This window comes from Sphingomonas nostoxanthinifaciens (assembly GCF_019930585.1).
GTDB lineage: Bacteria > Pseudomonadota > Alphaproteobacteria > Sphingomonadales > Sphingomonadaceae > Sphingomonas_I > Sphingomonas_I nostoxanthinifaciens.
The window spans coordinates 558,969-577,311 of the sequence record NZ_CP082839.1 but is presented as its reverse complement, the minus strand read 5'-3'; the positions used below and the strand labels follow the sequence as shown (position 1 = coordinate 577,311).

Below are 18,343 nucleotides of genomic sequence, written 5' to 3'. Positions count from 1 at the left end.
TAAACATGTTGCAGCCGCGAACCAAGCTGTCACACGGGGGATGTAGCCTGCCGTTCGACTCGTTCGTGAAGGAGGACCAACATGCGCCTGCCGCTGATCCCACCCGCCGAGCTCTCTGCCGACCAGAAGCCGCTCTATGACGATATGCGCAAGGGCATCGCCAGCAACTTCAATGACTTCAAGGTCGAAAACGACGACGGCGCGCTGATGGGGCCGTGGAATCCGTGGCTGCACGAGCCGCGCATCGGCAAGGCGATCTGGGATCTGACCATGGCGATGACTGCCGAGGCGACGCTGCCCGACAACATCCGCCAGATCGCGATTCTGGTGGTCGGCGCACGGTTTGACGCCGCCTACGAAATCTATGCGCACATCGCGGTGGCCGAGCGCGAGGGCATGACGCAGCAACGGCTGGCGACCTTGGTGGCCGACGTGAACCCGGTCGATTTCTCGCCCGAGGAGAGCATCGCCTACGATTTCTCCTTCGCTTTGGCGCGCGGCGGTATCCTGCCCGAGCCGATCTATCGCCTTGCAGTCGAGACGTTCGGCCAGCACGGCACCAACGAGCTGATCTATCTTGTCGGGCTCTACGCGCTCGTCTCGACCACGCTCAACGGCTTCAACGTGCCGGTGCCGGAGCGTGAGTAAGACGCCGCGCGCGCAGGCGCCCGCCGCCGCCCCGCAGGCGACGGCGACGCCGTTCGAGAGCATCGCGCTGCTGCTGCAGGGCGGCGGTGCGCTCGGCGCCTATCAGGCGGGCGTCTACGAGGCGATGGCCGAGCACGGGATCGAGCCGACCTGGATCGCCGGCATCTCGATCGGCGCAATCAACAGCGCGATCATCGCTGGCAACGCACCGGCGGATCGCGTCGCCAAGCTGCGCAGCTTCTGGGAAGGGGTGTCGGCCGGGTCGGTCGGCTGGGCGAGCTGGCTGCCTTTCCTTGCCGACCACAACGAATTTCGCAGCACGCTCAACCAGTTCGCTGCCGGCAGCGTGCTGGTGGCCGGCGTGCCCGGCTTCTTCAGCCCGCGCTTCCCGCCGCCGCCGCTCCAGCCGAACGGCGCGACCGCGGCGACGAGCTGGTACGACACGTCGGCGCTGCGCGGCACGCTGGAGACGCTCGTCGATTTCGATCGGATCAATGCGCGCGAACTGCGCTTCAGCATCGGCGCGGTGAACGTCCGCACCGGCAACTTCGCGTATTTCGACAATGCGGTCGACACGATCCGGCCCGAGCATGTGATGGCATCGGGCGCGCTGCCGCCGGGCTTCGCCGCGGTGGAGATTGACGGCGAGCATTATTGGGACGGCGGCATGGTCTCGAACACGCCGCTCGACTGGGTGCTGTCGGCGCCGTCGGATCTCGACACGCTTGTCTTCCAGGTCGATCTGTGGAGCGCCGACGGACCGTTGCCGACCGACCTGTCGACCGTCGGCGTGCGCATGAAGGAGGTCCAGTTTTCCAGCCGCACCCGTGCCGCCACCGACGAGTTCCGCTCACGGCAGAAATTGCGCGCCGCGTTCAATAGCCTGTACCAGCAGCTTCCCGACGCGCTGAAAGCCACCCCCGAGGCGATCCTGCTCGAGGCTGCATCCGATCCGGCGGTCTACAACATCGTCCAGCTCGTCTACAAATCGCCGACTTACGAGGGCCAGTCGAAGGACTATGAATTCTCGCGGCAGACGATGCTCGACCATTGGCGCACCGGCTATGAGAATGCGCGCACGACGCTCGCCCATCCCGAGGTGTTGACCAAGCCGACCGAGCCATCGGGCGTCGCTGTCTACGATTTCGTCCACCCGCGGCACGAGCCCAAGGCTCCCGCCAAGTCACAGAAGGAACGCGCATGAGCCTCACCGACAAGGTCGCGGTCGTCACCGGCGCTGCCAGCGGCATCGGCAAGGATATCGCCAAGCAGTTCCTCGCCGCCGGTGCGAAGGTGGCGATCGCCGATCTCAACATCGACGCCGCCAATGCCACCGCCGCCGAGTTCGATCCCAGCGGCGCGCGCGCGATGGGCGTGGCGATGGACGTGACCAACGAGGATCAGGTCAATGCCGGGATCGAGGCGGTCGCGGCCAAATTCGGCGGCATCGACGTGCTCGTCTCCAACGCCGGAATCCAGATCGTCGCACCGATCCAGGACTTCGCTTTCGCCGACTGGAAGAAATTGCTCGCGATCCACCTCGACGGCGCCTTCCTGACGACCAAGGCGTGCCTCAAGCATATGTATGCGCAGGGTCGCGGCGGCAGCGTGATCTATATGGGCTCGGTCCATTCGAAGGAGGCGTCGAAGCTGAAGGCGCCCTACGTCACCGCCAAGCACGGCCTGATCGGGCTCGCCAAGGTGGTCGCGAAGGAGGGCGCAGAGCATGGCGTGCGCTCCAACGTGATCTGCCCCGGCTTCGTGCGCACACCGCTGGTCGACAAGCAGATCCCCGAGCAGGCCAAGGAGCTCGGCATCAGCGAGGACGACGTGATCCACAAGGTGATGCTGGCCGACACGGTCGACGGCGAATTCACCACCGTCGACGACGTGGCGCAGACGGCCGTGTTCCTCGCCGGCTTCCCCACCAACGCGCTCACCGGCCAGTCGATCGTGGTGAGCCACGGCTGGTTCATGCAGTGACGGCGGCGGGCAACTGATCGGCATATCATCTCGCGATGCAGGCGCACGTCAGGGCAAGCGTGAACCACCGTTCGTCCTGAGGAGGCGCTGAGCCTGTCGAAGTGCCGTCTCGAAGGACATCTGCTTCGAGACGAGGCTTGGACTTCGCTCGGCCTCTCCTCAGCACGAACGGGGATGATCTCGCCATGTCCTTTCGGATAGGACATGCAGATGCATCTCCTCCCTTCAATTGCTCTCCTCCTCGCCACCCCCGCCGTCGCGGCGTCGACCTACGACAAGGTCGATCCGTTCATCGGCACCGGCGGCGAGGGTCATACCTTTCCTGGCGCTGTGGCGCCGTTCGGGATGGTGCAGCTTTCGCCCGACACCAACACCGCCTGCGTGATCCGTGCCTGCTACAAATGGGCGGCGGGCTATCGCCACGAAGACCGCACGATCGACGGCTTCAGCCACACGCATTTCTCGGGCGCCGGCCATTCCGACCTCGGCGATTTCCTCGTCATGCCGGTGGCGGGGTCCAACGTGCCGCTGGATCGCGACCATTATCGCGCGCCGTTCGACCATGCGAGCGAGATGGCGCAGCCAGGCTATTATGCCGTGACGCTGGCCGATCGGCAGGTGCGCGCCGAGCTGACCGCCGGCACGCGCGTCGGCGTCCACCGCTACACCTTCCAGCAGGGCAGCGAAGCGCATCTGCTGCTCGATCTGCGCACCTCGCTCTACGATTATCCGGGCAAGACCTTGTGGTCGTCGATCCGCCAGCGCGAGGACGGCATCGTCACCGGCTGTCGCCAGACGCGCGGCTGGGCGCCCGACCGCATCCTGTGCTTCGCGATGCGGTTCGACACCGCGCCGACAGGCCACGCCTTCGTCAACACCGAAAGCGATGTGCCCTATAAGGGCTTCCAGGGACCCGGGCGCGGCACCGATAATGTCGCCGAACGGCAGGGCCGCGCGATCGTCGCGCGCTTCGATTTCGGCCGGGAGACGCGGCCGATCGAGGTGAAGGTCGCACTCTCCTCGGTCGACGAAGCCGGCGCGATCGCCAATCTGGCGAGCGAGCCGGGCGACTTCGACGCGATCCGCGCCAGGACACGCAGCGCATGGGAGCAGGCGCTCGGCGCGATCGACGTCACCGCGCCCCCGGCGATGGAGCGCAGCGTCGCCACCGCGCTCTACCACACGTTGCTGGCGCCGTCGGTGGCGAGCGACAGCGACGGGCGCTGGCGCGGGCCCGACAATCAGGTGCATCAGGCGCAGGGCTTCACCGTGCGCTCCAGCTTTTCGCTGTGGGACACGTTCCGCGCCGAGCATCCGCTGCTGACGCTTATCCAGCCGGCGCAGACCACCACCGACGTCGTCCGCTCGCTGATCGAGAGCCGCAAGGCGAGCCCGTTCGGCATCCTGCCGGTTTGGCAGTTTCAGGGCCGCGAGACGTGGACGATGATCGGCTATCACGCCGTGCCGGTGATCGCCGACGCCTATCTGAAGGGCATTGGCGGCTTCGACCCGAAGGAGGCACTGGACGCGATGGTCGCGAGCGCGACCTACGCGCCCTATGGCGGCCTGGGCGATTATATGAAGCTGGGCTATGTGGCCGTGGACCACGAGCCGGAGGCGGCATCCAAGACGGTCGAATATGCCTATGACGACTGGACCATCGCGCGCATGGCGCAGGCGATGGGGCGCAGCGACGTGGCGGCGACCTTTACGAAGCGCGCCGGCAACTGGCGCAACGGCTTCGATGCCAAGAGCGGCTGGGTGCGCGCGCGGCTGGCCGACGGCGCATTTCGCGCACCGTTCGACCCAGTCTCGATCAAATATGGCTCGGATTATACCGAGGGCAATGCCTGGCAATATAGCTGGTTCATGCCGCAGGACGAGGCCGGCCTCGTCCGCGCGCTCGGCGGCGATGCACGCACCGTCGCCAAGCTCGACGCGATGTTCGACTATGACAACAGCAAGGTCGATTATTCGGACTCGGAGGATATCGCCGGGCTGATCGGGCAATATATTCACGGCAACGAACCGAGCCACCACGTCGCCTATCTCTACGATTATGCTGGCGCGCCGTGGCGGACGCAGGCGCGGCTGAAGCAGATCGTCGACAGCCAATACAAGCCGACGCCCGACGGCCTCGCCGGCAATGACGATCTCGGCCAGATGTCGGCGTGGCTGGTCTTCACCGCGCTGGGTTTCTACCCGGTCACGCCGGGCAGCCTCGAATATGTGATCGGCCGCCCGTTCGTCGCGCACGCCACGCTTCATTTGCCGAACGGGCGCACGTTCGACGTGGTCGCCGACGCGCTGGACGACGCACATCCTTATATCGGGCGGGTGACGTTGAACGGACGGCCGCTCGACCGCCTTTATCTGCGTCACGACGAGATCATGGCGGGCGGCGAACTCCGCTTCTCCATGCAGGCGACGCCGAACCGCAAATGGGGCACGGCCCCCATCGCACGCCCCTTCTCGATGAGCGCCGCACGATAAAATCGCTCCGCTTTCGAACGGTCGGAACCATACCGCGCCAACACGGTTCTTTCCCACGAGATCGAGCCCTTTGCCCCCCCGCTCGCTCGATCTCGCCAACACCGCCCCGCCTGCCCCTCCCCCCCGGCAGGCGGGGCAACTTGTTTGTGGCTGGACGCGATCGCCGCTTTGCGCGACATGGCGCGCCTTATCGAGCGAGGTGATCCCGATGCGCCGGTCGTTTGCGATCTTCCTGTTGGCCGGCTCCGCGGCGATTGCCGCGCATGCCGCGCCCGTCGCCGCACCGCCGGGCGCTCAATCCTTCGCGCTGGGCGCGGTCGAGATCGTGGCGCTGCGTGACGCCCTCAACGTCGTGCCCAATGACGGCACGGTCTTCGGGGCCGATACCAATCCTGCCGCGGTGGCGGCGGTGTTGCGCGATGCGGGCGCGGCGGACGACAAGGTCACGCTCGGCGTCGACGCTTTGCTGGTGAAGGGCAATGGCCGCATCGTCCTGATCGACACCGGGCTCGGCCCGCGCGCCACCGGCATGCTGCCGGCCAGCCTCGCTGCAGCGAAAGTGATGCCGCCGCAGGTGACCGACATCTTTATCACCCACGGCCATGGCGACCATGTCGGCGGCCTGCTGGCGGGGCCGGGCAAGCTCGCTTTCCCCAACGCGACGATCCGCATGGCCGAGGCCGAATGGGCGTTCGTGAAGAACAACCCCGCCAATGCGGCGCTGGTGGCGACGATCGCCGACAAGGTGCAGACCTTCGCGGCCGGCACCGAGCCCGTGCCCGGCATCCTCGCCATCGCCGCGCCGGGGCACACGCCCGGCCATACGCTCTACGAAATCCGCTCGGGCGGCCGCCGGCTGCTCGACATCGGCGACAGCGCGCACAGCAGCATCGTCAGCCTCGCCCGGCCCGATTGGGCGATCGGCTATGATAGCGACAAGGCCGAAGGCAAGGCGCAGCGCATGGCGCTGCTCGCCAAGCTCGCCGCCAGCCACGAACTGGTGTTCGCGCCGCATTTCCCGTTCCCGGGCATCGGCCGCATCACCGGCGCGGATGGCCGCTATCGCTGGGAGCCGGGCGTTCCGTAACTCGCCCGGCGCGCGGCTTTTTCAGCTGACCAGCGCGAGACGCGGCGGCTCGATCGGTTCGAGCGTCACCGTGCTGACACCGCCCAGCCGCTCGATCGCCTCGACCACGTCGCCGTCGAGCGCATAACCCCGGCCGATCCGCAGCCGCGCCGGCGCCGCGCCCGCCGGCACCACCAACACCACCTCGCCGCGCCCGCCGCCGGGCTGGCCAAGGATCGCCGCGAGCGACCCTACCGCCGCCTCGCTCTCCAGCGTGATCTCCATCAGCAGCCGCGCATTGGCGGTCATGCCATCGAGCGGGCGGGCGCCGCGCACCGTCACGCGCGGCGTCTCCTCGCCGGGCCGCCGATCGAGCTCGACGGTCAGCAGCATGCAGTCGCCGGTACGCGCTGCCGCCTCCAGTGCCTCCGACGCATCGTCGTCGAAGCTTGAGGCCACGAACTGCCCGGTCGCATCCGAGCAGGTGGCGAGCATGTAGCGGTTGCCGCGCGCCGAGGTGCGCCAGCGCGCCTCTTCGACCAAAGCCGCCATCCGCAGCGTCGGGCGCGGCACCGGCCGCCCGCGCTCGTCGCGCGACGGCTCGGACGAAACCGGGATGCGGCACAATTGCTCGAAGCTGCGCGCACCTTCGCTGCGCGCGACGTGGCGATAGCGATCGGTCGGGTGCGCCGAGAAATAGAAGCCGAACGCCTCCTTCTCCTGCGCCATCCGCTCCGCCACCGACCAGCGCGACTGCGCGACGAGGCGGATCGGCGGCGCGCCGGCATCCTTGCCGCCGAACAGCCCGCCCTGCCCGCTGTGACGCCCGTCATGCGCGACGGCGGCATGGGCGAGGATCGTCTCGGCCGCCGCGAATACCGCCGCACGATCGGGCGCCAGCGCGTCGAACGCCCCGCCACCGGCGAGGCTTTCGAGCTGACGGCGGTTGAGCAGGCGCGGATCGACCCGGTCGGCGAAATCGTCGAGGCTCTTGAACGGGCCGTTGGTGCGTCGCTCGACGATGAGCTGCTCCATCGCCTTCTCGCCCACGCCCTTGAGCGCGCCGAGGCCGTAGCGCACCGCGCCATTCTCGACCGTGAACTCGGCATCGCTCGCATTGACGCAGGGTGCCAGCAGTTCGACGCCCGAGCGGCGCATATCGTCGGCCCAGATCGCCAATTTGTCGGTCAGGCTGATGTCGTAGCACATCGACGCCGCGTAGAATTCCGGCCGGTGGTGCGCCTTCACCCACGCCGTGTGATAGGAGACGAGCGCGTAGGCAGCAGCGTGGCTCTTGTTGAAGCCGTAGCCGGCAAACTTGTCGATCAAATCGAACAGCTCGTTGGCCTTGGCGGCGGCGATATCGTTGGTCGACGCGCAACCGTCGACGAAGCGCTGGCGCTGCGCATCCATCTCGGCCTGGATCTTCTTGCCCATCGCGCGACGCAGCAGATCGGCATCACCGAGCGAATAGCCGGCGAGGATCTGCGCCGCCTGCATAACCTGTTCCTGATAGACGAAGATGCCGTACGTCTCGGCGAGGATCGTCTCGAGCAGAGCGTGCGGATATTCGATTTCGGCGCGGCCGTTCTTGCGGTCGCCGAACATCGGGATGTTGTCCATCGGACCCGGCCGGTAGAGCGAGACGAGCGCGATGATGTCGCCGAAATTGGTCGGTCGCACCGCCGCAAGCGTGCGCCGCATGCCTTCAGATTCGAGCTGGAACACCCCGACCGTGTCGGCGCGCTGGAGCAGAGCGTAGACGTCTTCATCGTCCCACTCCAACGCCGGGAGATCGAGCGCGACGCCCTGCAGCGCGATCATCTCGACCGCCTTCTGCAGCACGGACAGCGTCTTCAGGCCGAGGAAGTCGAACTTCACGAGGCCCGCACCCTCGACATATTTCATGTCGAACTGGGTCACCGGGAAATCCGAGCGCGGATCGCGATAGAGCGGGACGAGCTGGTCGAGCGGCCGATCGCCGATCACCACGCCCGCCGCATGGGTCGAGCTGTGGCGCGGCAGGCCTTCCAGCTTCATCGCCAGATCGAACAGCCTTTTGACCTGCTTGTCGGCCTTTATCTCGGCGGCAAGCTCGGACACGCCGTTGAGCGCGCGTCCCAGCGTCCACGGATCGGTCGGATGGTTGGGGACGAGCTTGGCGAGCCGATCGACATGGCCGTAGCTCATCTGCAGCACGCGGCCGGTATCCTTCAACACCGCCCGGGCCTTCAGGCGGCCGAAGGTGATGATCTGCGCGACATGGTCGCGGCCATATTTGGCCTGCACGTACGAGATCACCTCGCCGCGCCGCGTTTCGCAGAAGTCGATGTCGAAGTCGGGCATCGACACGCGCTCGGGGTTGAGGAAGCGCTCGAACAGCAGGCCGAGCGCCAGCGGATCGAGATCGGTGATCGTGAGCGCCCACGCGACGACCGAGCCCGCACCCGACCCACGGCCGGGGCCGACCGGGATGCCCTGTTCCTTCGCCCACTTGATGAAATCGGCGACGATCAGGAAGTAACCGGGGAAGCCCATCTGGACGATGACATCCAGCTCGAACTCCAGCCGCGTGAAATAGGCGTCGCGATCGGCGGCGAGGTGCGCGAGCTTGGCCAGCCGCGCCTCCAGCCCAGCCTGCGCGTCGCGGCGGAGCATCGCCGCCTCGCCGTCGCGATCGCCGGCGAGGCTCGGCAGAATCGGCTTGCGGCTCGGCGCGGCGACGGCGCAGCGCTGCGCCACCACCAAAGTGTTGGCGAGCGCCTCGGGCAGGTCGGCGAACAGGTCCGCCATCGTATCGGCCGGCTTCATCCACGCCTCGGGCGAGGAGCGGACACGCTCGGCGACCTCCAGATAGGAGGAACTGGCGATGCACAGCATCACGTCGTGCGCGGGGTGGAAATCGGCCTCGGCGAAGCTGGCGGGATTGGTCGCCACCAGCGGCAGGTCGCGGGCATAAGCGAGGTCGATCAGCGCCGCCTCGGCCGCCTCCTCAACCGCGTCGCCGCGCCGGGCCAGTTCGATATAGAGCCGGCCGGGGAAGGCGGCCTCCAGCCCGGCACAGTAACGCTGCGCCGCCTCGACCTGTTCGGCCGCCAGCAATCGGGCGAGCGCGCCGTCGCCGGCGCCGGTCAGCGCGATCAGGCCATCGCTGCGCCGGGTGAGCAGATCGAGCGAAACGTGGGGATCCTCGTGATCCGGCCGGTCGAGATGTGCCGCCGAGACGAGCGCGCAGAGATTGTCGTAGCCGGCCTCGTCCTGCGCCAGCAGCGCCAGCCAGTCGATTACCGGCGGCTTGCCTTCCGCCCCGCCAGGCCGGGCGACCCCCAGCAGCGCACCGATGATCGGCTGCACGCCGGCCTTCTTCGCCGCATCGCTGAACGCCATCGCGCCGTAGAGACCGTTGCGATCGGTGATCGCCGCGGCGGGAAAGCCGAGCGCACGGGCGCGGGCGGCGATCGCCTTGGGGTCGATCGCGCCTTCCAGCATGGTGAAGGCAGAGAAGATGCGAAGTGGGACGAATCCGGCGGGCGCCATCGCCTCACTATGCAGGGCGCCACCGATTCTGTGAAGGCGGCCGCACCGCGATTGCACCCGCCGCGAGCACGGCCGGGAAGAAAAAGAAGGAATTGAGGATCGCGTCGGCCAGCGCGAGCATCACGATCAGCGCCAGCGGCAGCGCTGCCGCATCGCGCGCCCACACGCTCGCCACGCGCAGCCGCAGCATAGCGCCCAACGCCGCGGCGGCGAGCGTCCCGAACAGCAGGCCGAAGCCGATCAGGCCATATTGCCCGATGATCAGCATCGCGAGGCCCCACGGCCGGGTGTTGAACGGCGCGAACCAGCCCCAGTTCGCCGCCCCCCGGAGCGGAGCGGCCTTCATCGCCGGCAGCGTGCGCGTATCCTGCGAGAAGCGCCACAGGAAGGATTGGCGCCCGGCGGCGCGGAAGAAAGCAAGCGTGCGCTGCCCGGCGGAGGTCTGGCGCGCAATCGTCTGCAACGGAACGACGCCGCTCAGATGAACCGCGCCGGCGGCGACGATCAGGATAGCGAGCGCGACCACCGCCGGCTTGATGAAGCGCAGCCGCCAGCAGGCGAGGATCGCGAGCCCGATCAGCAGCAGCAGGATCGCGCCCACCGATTGCGAAGCCAGCGCGATCGCCGCCGCGACCCCGCCCACGATCCGCCACGTCGTCACGTCCGAGCGGTCGCGCCGCGCCGCCGCGGTCCACAACGCCGCGAGCGCGCAGAGCGCGACCCAGATGCCATATTGATTGCCATGCTCGAAGAAACCGAGTGGCCGGAAGCCAAGGTAGCGCGCCACGCCATCGGCCTGGAAGGGGTGATTGCCGTAAATGGCATCGTAGAGGAATGCCCGCTGCCCCCCCTCCATCAGGGCAATCGGCAGGCATGCGACCCCGGCCACCGCCAGCCCGCGCAGCAGCGCGCGGCCGTTGGTGCGGCCGCCGAACCAGATCCGGCCGATCAGCCACGGCAGCCCCCACACGCCCGACACGTAGAGGCTCGCGATCCACGGCGACGGCGACGGTGTTGCGACCGTCAGGCCGTCGACCAGCGGCCACACACACCATGCTGCCATGCCGGCATCGATCGGCGCCGGTCGCCAGCGACGCACCGTGGCGAAATCGCGCACCAAGCCGCCGAGCAGCGTCACGAGCGCGGAGATCCACGCCTTCGTCACCAGCATATCGGATGGCACCGCGACACCCGTGACCCACCAGGTCAGCCGGCCAATCGGCGCGGACGGCGGATAATGGCCGACCGGCAGCAGGAGCCAGCCGCCGAGAAACACCGCGAGCAGCGCGCGACGCACCGGCATCAGCACGAAACAAAGGGCTGCGGCGACGATAAAGATCAGGTACGCCGCAACCATCGCCACCGTGGATGTTCCCCCGCATCGCGCCGCTGGCACGTTCCCCGCAAACCCGGATAGAGGGAGCTCGAATGCAGATCAATGCGACACAGGCGGCCGGCATCGTCGCGTTCGGCGTGGCGGCTTTGCTCGCCTTTGCCGCCGCCCGTGCAACGCGGCGCGACAGCCGCGCCTGGAACGTCATCGCCGCCATCAACCTGCTATTCGCGGCGGAAGTGGTGGCGATGACGCGCCACCGGCTCAGCCTCGCGGCCGCGCACTGGCTGGTCGAGCTCGACGATTATGTCGGCCGACGGGCGCCCCAACTCATGCTGATCATCGGGCTGGCGATCCTCGGCCTGTACGTCGCAGTGCGCGTGCTCGATCGCCTGCGCCGGAGTAGCGTCCCGCTCCGCGGCGCGGCAATGGCGACGATCGCGACTGCGACATTGTTCGCGATCGAGACGGTCTCGCTCCATCAGGTCGACGGCATGCTCTATCATCCGGTCGGACCGGTGCGCGCGATCGGGGTGCTGTGGCTGGCGCTCGGCCTGTCCACCGCATTGCTGGCGCTGGCGGCAACCGGCCGCAAGGGCTGAGATCAGCTCGACGTCGGGAAGCAGGCGGTGGCGACGAGGCTCGCCGGCGCGACCGCCTGCGGCAGCAACATCATCGCACCCTTCTTGAACGGCATCGTGATCGTCGACTTCATCATGCCGGCGACGCCGCCGCACACGCCGGCGGTCGCGGTGGTGACCTGCGTGACCGTTACCATCGTGCGGTCGAGCGCGAGGTTCGACCGCGCCTTGCCGCGCGCCGCCGCCCAGTCGCTCACCGTCGTGCTGCCGGTCAGCGGGCAGGTGGTGGCGTTGACCGCCGCGCAACGCGCCGATGCAGAGGCCAGCTCGTAGAGCGCCTGCTTGGCGAACATCATCCGCCCGCCGTCGAGCAAAAGGAACAGGAACATCAGGAAGGTCGGCGCCACCAGCGCGAACTCCACCGCCGCCCCGCCGCGCGCATCGCCGATCGACCGTCGCGTCACGACAGCCGTACCACCGCCTGCTGCACGATCGTCGTCCCGCCCAGCCATTTGTCCGGCACGATCACCGACGAATGGACGCGCGTCGCGCGGATCACGAGATAATAACCGGGCGAACCGCCGCTGGCGCAGGTCGTGGTCGAAGCGGTGAAGGTCGGCCAGCCGTTGGCGGCGGCCGGCGCGGACACGCAGGCGCTCTGTGTCGCGCCGCTACCGCAGCTCGAGGAGCCATTGCATTCGAACGAGATGGTCGGTGTTCCGCCCGCAACGCTGGCGATGTAGCTGGTGATGCCGCTGGTATCGACCGTCGGCGCGTTGGTCCGCGCGCGGAAGGCGATCATCGCCCCCTGCTCCACAGCATCGCCGAGCCGCAATTTCTGCTGCGCGTACATCGCGAAATCGAGGCCGACCACCAGCACGCCGAAGAGGAACAGCGATGTCAGCGCGAACTCGACCGTCGCGCTGCCCTTGCGCGCGCGCAGCAGGGCCGTGACGCGCCTCATCGGATCAACGCCAGCGTGCCGGAACTCGCACTGGACGACCCGGTCGAAACCCCGCTGCAATTCGAGGCGTTCAGCGTGCCCGATCCGGTCGACGAGACCGACAGCACCATCACCATCAGGCACGCCGAGCCGTTGGTCGAAATGGACGAGCCGCCCGACAGCGACATTGGCGATTTGGGTGCGTAGAACAGCCCCGAATATTTGTCGGCGCTGCCGCCGCCGATCGTGGTGGCCGCGGTGGACTTCGTGGCGACCAGCACGTCGGTGATGCCGTAGCTGCTGGAGCCGGTCGGCGCCGCCAGATCGAGCGAGGTGCCGCCCGACAAGGTGAAGGTGCCGCCCAGCGCGAAGGTGACCGCGTTACCGGTCATCGTGCCACCGGTATTGTTCGTGAAGCCGCCCTTGATGACATAGAGGCCCGAGCCGAGGATCGAACTGCCGTTGAGCGTGAGGTCGCCGTTGATGACGTGGGTCGGCGCGATCGGCAGGACCAGCGTGCTGCCGCCGGCGGTCGTGATCGTGCCGTTGACGCTGAAGGTCGTGGCGGCTGCGGTCGGCGTCGAGCAATCGGACGTGAAGCACAGCTTCGAGCCGCCCTCCACGTCGATGCCGGTGCTGCCGCTATTGCCGATCACGATCGAATTGCCGGCGGCGGTGTTGATGTAGATGAAGCTGCCGCCCGATTCGGTCAGCGCGCCGGTGACGTTGAGATCGCCCGTCCCCATGCGCAACGTGCGCCCGCCAGTGACCGCCAGCGAGCCGAAGCTGTGCGAACCGTTGCCGATGGTGATGGTGCTGCCGCTGTTGAAGCCGAACGTCCCCTCGACCGTGACCGCGCCGTCGCCGATCGTCATGCCGTTGCCGCTCATGTCGATCGATCCGGCCGACAGAGTCACGGGACCGGTGAAGTTGACGGTCACGCCGCCGCTGACGGTGATCGACGAATATTTATAGGTGCCGGCCGGCATCGTGTAGGTGCTGGTGCTGCTGTTCCAGTAAGCCGCGATCTGCGGAGCCGGATTGCTCGACGAGAAGGTGACCGACTGGCCACCATTGACCTTGTTCGTCACGGGCGACACCAAAGCGGTCGTGCAGTTGGTGTTGCTGTCGCTATAATCGCTGTCGCCGGTGCCGGTCAGCTTGTTGACGAGGCACAGCGCGTTCTTGATCGCGGTGTTGCCGGTCAGGATGCCGTCGCTGGCGCCGTTGGCCTTGACCGTCCAGTTCTTCGCGGTGGGCGTCGTGATGATGCCCTGCCCGCCCCACGATGCCGAGGCGTCGTTGATCGCCGATGCGGTGATCTGCTTGGCGGTGACGGTCGCGCTGGTGTTCGACGAAGAGACGCCGCCATTGGTGCTGATCGCGCAACCGCTTGCCAGGATGCTGGCGCCGCCGTCGGACGATACGGTGTTCCCGCTCGATCCCAACGCGGTGATGCAGGCGAGGCTGGCGCTCGGGCTGCCGGTCGACAGCGACGCGGTCGCGCTGTTCGTGACGTTGTAGCTCGCCGTACTGGAAATTGCGGCAGCGAGGCGGATCGGCACCGCCACGGTCAGCGAAACGGTGATCTGCGTGGGGCTGGTGGTCGAATCCGGCGCGATCGTCGCGTTTGACGCGCTGAGGCCGCTCGCGGTGACGACGTCGCTCGCCACCTTCTGCGCGATCGTCAGGCTCGACGAGCTCTTATAGGCGACGGCGGCGGCCAGCGCCGCCATGTCGCTGACGCGCTGATCGCGCACCTTGACGGCATAGCCGTTGGACGCCTCGACCGCGAGGCCGGTCATGCCGAGCAGCGACGTGAGCGATAACGCGCCCAGCACGAGCACGGAGCCTCTCTCGGCGCGCACCAATTTCAGAAACCAGCGCACTGTCAGCACATCCCCGATCGCTCACGGGATTTGCATGAAGGCTGTAAAATGCGGATTAAGCGGAAAGGTTACCCGTCGGTAACCTCAGGCGAGCAGCCCTTCGTACAACCGCACGACGCGATCCATTCGCGCGGCGAGCCGCTCGTTATGCGTCGCGATCAGCGCCGCCGCGCCCTCGCCGCGCACCAGCCGCAGCAATTCGGCCAGCACGCGATCGGCGGTCGCCTCGTCGAGATTACCGGTGGGCTCGTCGGCCAGCACCAGAGCCGGGCGGTTGGCGAGCGCACGCGCCACCGCGACGCGCTGCTGCTCGCCGCCCGACAATTGCGCGGGCCGGTGGTCGCGCCGTTCGGCCAGGCCCAGCGCGTCGAGCAGGGTGCGCGCGCGCTCCCCCGCCGCCGCCGGATCGTGGCCGCGGATCAGCTGCGGCAGCACCACATTCTCTTCCGCCGTGAAGTCCGGCAGCAGATGATGGAATTGATAGACGAAGCCCAGCGCCTCGCGCCGCAACCGGGTGCGGCCGTCGTCGCCGAGCTTGCCGGCTTCCTCGCCGGCGATGCGGATCGATCCGTCGAAGCCGCCCTCGAGCAGCCCCACCGCCTGCAACAGGGTCGACTTGCCCGAGCCCGAGGGACCGAGCAGCCCCACGATCTCGCCCGCGCGCACCGCCAGATCGACGCCGCGCAGCACGTCGATCCGCTTGCCGCCCTGCTCGAACGAGCGGGCGAGGCCGGTGACGACCAGCGGCTCACTCATAGCGCAGCACCTGCACCGGATCGGTGCGCGCCGCGCGCAGCGCGGGATAGAGGGTGAAGAGGAAGGCGAGCACCATCGTCATGATCACGATCGCGGTCACCTCGACCGGGTCGGTCCGCGACGGCAATTCGGTGAGGAACCGCACCGACGGATCCCACAGATTCTGCCCCGTCAGCCGCTGCACCAGATCGACCGCCGGCTGGCGATAGCGCAGCGCGATCCAGGCGAGGGCGAGGCCGCCGAGCGTGCCGAGCACGCCGATCGACATCCCGACCATCAGGAAGATTCGCACCAGCGCGCCGCGCGTCGCGCCCATCGTGCGCAGGATGGCGATGTCGCGCGTCTTGGCGCGTACCAGCATGATGAGCGAGGACAGGATGTTGAACGCGGCGACGACGATGATGATCGACAGGATGATGAACATCGTCACCCGCTCGACCTGCAGCGCCTCGAACAGCGAACTGTTCATCTGCCGCCAGTCGGAAATGACCGCGTCGCCGCGGACCTGCGGAGCGAGCGGCGCGAGGATCGCGCCCACGCGATCGGCATCGACCGTCTTCACCTCGATCATGCCGACCGCATCGCCCAGCAGCAGCAAGGTCTGCGCATCGGCGATCGGCATCACGACGAAGGTGTTGTCATAATCGTAGATGCCGACCTCGAAGGTCGCCGCGACGCGATAGGAGACGATGCGCGGCGCGGTGCCGAACGGCGTCGACGGCCCGGCAGGGTTGATGAGGCTGATCTGGCCGCCGACCTGGACGCCCAGCGCCTCGGCCAGCCGCGCCCCGATCGCGACATTGCCCGAGCCCGGCGTCACCTCGGCGAGCGAGCCGGTGACGATCTTGCGCGCGATCGCCGAGCCGCGCAGATCTGGCAGCGCCATGCCGCGCACGACGACGCCTTCCACCCGGCCTTCGTGACTGCTCATCAGCGGCTGTTCGATCAGCGGGGTGGCGGAGACCACGCCGGGCGTCCTGCGCGCGACCTCGGCGACGCGGCGCCAATCGTCGAGCCGGTTGCCATAGCCCTGAATGACCGCATGGCCGTTGAGCGCGATCGTCTTGTCGAACAATTCGGCGCGGAAGCCGTTCATCACGCTCATCACGATCACGAGCGCGGCGACGCCGAGCGTGACGCCCAGCAGCGAGAAACCGGCGACGACCGCGATGATCCCCTCGCCGCGACCGGGCCAAAGGTAGCGCCGCGCGACGGTGCGTTCGTAGCGGGTCAGCATAATAGCCCCGACCAGCCGTCATCCCAGCGAAGGCTGGGATCTCGTGCGGCGGGAGTCGCGCTTGCTAGCGGGAGATCCCAGCGTGCGCTGGGATGACGAACCCGTTTCACCCCGCGACCTTCGCCACCGCGTCGGCGGCCGACAGTTCGATGCGCTCGCCGTCGGCGCGACGCTTCAGCTCCACCACCCCGTTCGCCAGCCCCTTCGGGCCGACGACGATCTGCCAGGGCAGGCCGATCAGGTCCATCGTCGCGAACTTGGCGCCGCCCCGCTCGTCGCGGTCGTCATACAGCACCTCGACGCCGGCCGCCTGCAGCTTGGCGTAGAGATCGTCCGCCGCCGTCGCGCAGGCAGCATCGTCGGCCCGCATGTTGATGAGGCCGACCTTGTACGGCGCCACCGCCTCGGGCCAGACGATCCCCTTGTCGTCGTGGCTCGCCTCGATGATCGCGCCCATCAGCCGGCTCACGCCGATGCCGTAGCTGCCCATGTGCGGCATCACCTCGGATCCGTCGGCACCCTGAACGCGCAACCCCATCGGATCCGAATATTTGGTGCCGAAGTAGAAGATGTGGCCGACCTCGACCCCGCGCGACTGGCGCAGCGCGTCGCCGGCCTCCGCCTCGCGCGCTTCGTCGCGCTTCTCATCGGTCGCGGCATAATCGGCGGTATAGCCGTCGACGATCGCCTGCAGCCCGGCGACATTCTCGAAATCCACCGCCGAAAGCTCGGCCGGCCGCTCCCAATTCGCATGGTAGAAGACGTCGCTCTCGCCGGTCGGCGCCAGCACGATGAATTCGTGGCTGAGGTCGCCGCCGATCGGGCCGGTATCGGCCTGCATCGGGATGGCGCGCAGCCCCATCCGCGCGAAGGTGTTGAGATAGGCGACGAGCATGCGGTTGTAGCTGTGGCGTGCGCCGGCCTCGTCCATGTCGAAACTGTAGGCGTCCTTCATCAGGAACTCGCGCCCGCGCATCACGCCGAAGCGCGGGCGCACCTCGTCGCGAAACTTCCACTGGATGTGGTACAAAGTGCGCGGCAGATCGCGATAGGAGCGCGCGGCGTCGCGGAAGATGGCGGTGACCATCTCCTCGTTCGTCGGGCCGTACAGCATCTCGCGCTCGTGCCGGTCGGTGATGCGCAGCATCTCTGGCCCGTAGGCGTCGTAACGGCCCGACTGACGCCACAGATCGGCGCTCTGCAATGTCGGCATCAGCAGTTCGACCGCACCCGAGCGATCCTGCTCCTCGCGCACGATCTGCCCGATCTTCTGCAGCACGCGCAGGCCGAGCGGCAGCCAAGCATAGATCCCCGCCGCCGTCTGCCGCACGAGGCCCGCGCGGAGCATGAGCTTGTGGCTGACGATCTGCGCGTCGGCCGGCGATTCCTTCATCACCGGCAGGAAGTAGCGGGACAGGCGCATGGGGCTCCGGATGCTGCGTCGGAAGCGCCGGTGCTTAGGCGGATGACGCGCGAAGGGCAACGTCAGGGTGCATGGGTCATGCCCGTCATCCCGGCGGACGCTGGGATCTCACGAGGCGAGGTGCAGGTCGCGCGACAGATCATGCCAGTCGGGATTGCTCCCCTCGACCAACGCCTCTTTCCAGTCCCGCCGCCATGCCTTGAGCGCCTTCTCGCGCGCGATCGCGTCAAGCATCGTGGCGTGCGGCTCGGCATGCACCAGCAGGGTCAGGTTGTATCGGCGGCAGAAAGACGATCCATCTCCCATCCGGTGCTGAGCCACTCTTGCGGCGAGGTCGGCCGTCACGCCGACATACAACGTGCGTTCGGACGGTTGGTCATGATGTAGGTCCAACCGCCCTGTGCCACTCCCCCCGCCCATTCCGTCATCCCAGCGAAAGCTGGGATCTCGTGAG

General features: G+C 67.7%; 14 protein-coding genes and 1 pseudogene. 6 read left to right on the top strand and 9 right to left on the bottom strand.

Features of this window, described 5'->3' with window-relative positions:
* The first annotated feature begins 81 nt into the window (after positions 1-81).
* The 5 genes from K8P63_RS02610 to K8P63_RS02590 all read left to right on the top strand — a co-directional run bounded on the left by K8P63_RS02610 (position 82) and on the right by K8P63_RS02590 (position 6,211).
* Positions 82-648 (top strand): carboxymuconolactone decarboxylase family protein, encoded by a 567-nt coding sequence (locus K8P63_RS02610; protein WP_223798328.1) that lies wholly within the window; start codon positions 82-84, stop codon positions 646-648.
* Entirely contained in the window at positions 641-1,852 is a 1,212-nt protein-coding gene (locus K8P63_RS02605; protein ID WP_223798327.1) for a DUF3734 domain-containing protein, read from the top strand. The genes K8P63_RS02610 and K8P63_RS02605 overlap by 8 nt, the downstream gene beginning before the upstream one ends.
* Entirely contained in the window at positions 1,849-2,631 is a 783-nt protein-coding gene (locus K8P63_RS02600; protein WP_223798326.1) for a 3-hydroxybutyrate dehydrogenase, read from the top strand. The genes K8P63_RS02605 and K8P63_RS02600 overlap by 4 nt, the downstream gene beginning before the upstream one ends.
* 204 nt (positions 2,632-2,835) lie before the next feature.
* Entirely contained in the window at positions 2,836-5,124 is a 2,289-nt protein-coding gene (locus K8P63_RS02595) for a GH92 family glycosyl hydrolase (protein ID WP_398288305.1), read from the top strand.
* A gap of 208 nt (positions 5,125-5,332) precedes the next feature.
* Positions 5,333-6,211, top strand: coding sequence for an MBL fold metallo-hydrolase (locus tag K8P63_RS02590; RefSeq protein ID WP_223798325.1), 879 nt, complete (start codon positions 5,333-5,335; stop codon positions 6,209-6,211).
* Between the two features lie 21 nt (positions 6,212-6,232).
* Here the strand turns inward: K8P63_RS02590 and dnaE are convergent, their stop codons facing one another.
* Both dnaE and K8P63_RS02580 read right to left on the bottom strand, forming a co-directional pair.
* Positions 6,233-9,727 (bottom strand): DNA polymerase III subunit alpha, encoded by a 3,495-nt coding sequence (gene dnaE / locus K8P63_RS02585; RefSeq protein ID WP_223798324.1) that lies wholly within the window; start codon positions 9,725-9,727, stop codon positions 6,233-6,235.
* A 7-nt stretch (positions 9,728-9,734) separates the two neighbouring features.
* Positions 9,735-11,090, bottom strand: coding sequence for a hypothetical protein (locus tag K8P63_RS02580; protein ID WP_223798323.1), 1,356 nt, complete (start codon positions 11,088-11,090; stop codon positions 9,735-9,737).
* Between the two features lie 65 nt (positions 11,091-11,155).
* Here K8P63_RS02580 and K8P63_RS02575 point away from each other — a divergent pair, with 65 nt between their 5' ends.
* Complete coding sequence (locus tag K8P63_RS02575; RefSeq protein ID WP_223798322.1) at positions 11,156-11,662, top strand: hypothetical protein; 507 nt, start codon at positions 11,156-11,158, stop codon at positions 11,660-11,662.
* 2 nt (positions 11,663-11,664) lie between these two features.
* Here the strand turns inward: K8P63_RS02575 and K8P63_RS02570 are convergent, their stop codons facing one another.
* From K8P63_RS02570 to K8P63_RS02540, 7 genes and pseudogenes are all read right to left on the bottom strand, one after another.
* Entirely contained in the window at positions 11,665-12,105 is a 441-nt protein-coding gene (locus K8P63_RS02570) for a TadE/TadG family type IV pilus assembly protein (RefSeq protein ID WP_223798321.1), read from the bottom strand.
* Positions 12,102-12,605, bottom strand: a complete 504-nt coding sequence (locus K8P63_RS02565; RefSeq protein WP_223798320.1) for a TadE/TadG family type IV pilus assembly protein — start codon at positions 12,603-12,605, stop codon at positions 12,102-12,104. The genes K8P63_RS02570 and K8P63_RS02565 overlap by 4 nt, the downstream gene beginning before the upstream one ends.
* Positions 12,602-14,473 carry a beta strand repeat-containing protein gene (locus K8P63_RS02560; RefSeq protein WP_223798319.1) on the bottom strand — a complete coding sequence of 624 codons (1,872 nt, stop codon included), beginning with the start codon at positions 14,471-14,473 and terminating at the stop codon, positions 12,602-12,604. The genes K8P63_RS02565 and K8P63_RS02560 overlap by 4 nt, the downstream gene beginning before the upstream one ends.
* A gap of 84 nt (positions 14,474-14,557) precedes the next feature.
* Positions 14,558-15,229, bottom strand: coding sequence for an ABC transporter ATP-binding protein (locus K8P63_RS02555; protein ID WP_223798318.1), 672 nt, complete (start codon positions 15,227-15,229; stop codon positions 14,558-14,560).
* Complete coding sequence (locus tag K8P63_RS02550; protein ID WP_223799698.1) at positions 15,222-16,469, bottom strand: lipoprotein-releasing ABC transporter permease subunit; 1,248 nt, start codon at positions 16,467-16,469, stop codon at positions 15,222-15,224. The genes K8P63_RS02555 and K8P63_RS02550 overlap by 8 nt, the downstream gene beginning before the upstream one ends.
* Positions 16,470-16,572: 103 nt before the next feature.
* Positions 16,573-17,889: a proline--tRNA ligase gene (proS, locus tag K8P63_RS02545; RefSeq protein WP_223798317.1), complete on the bottom strand. Its 1,317-nt coding sequence runs from the start codon at positions 17,887-17,889 to the stop codon at positions 16,573-16,575.
* Between the two features lie 108 nt (positions 17,890-17,997).
* Positions 17,998-18,317, bottom strand: a pseudogene (locus K8P63_RS02540) (GIY-YIG nuclease family protein).
* Between the last annotated feature and the right edge of the window lie 26 nt (positions 18,318-18,343).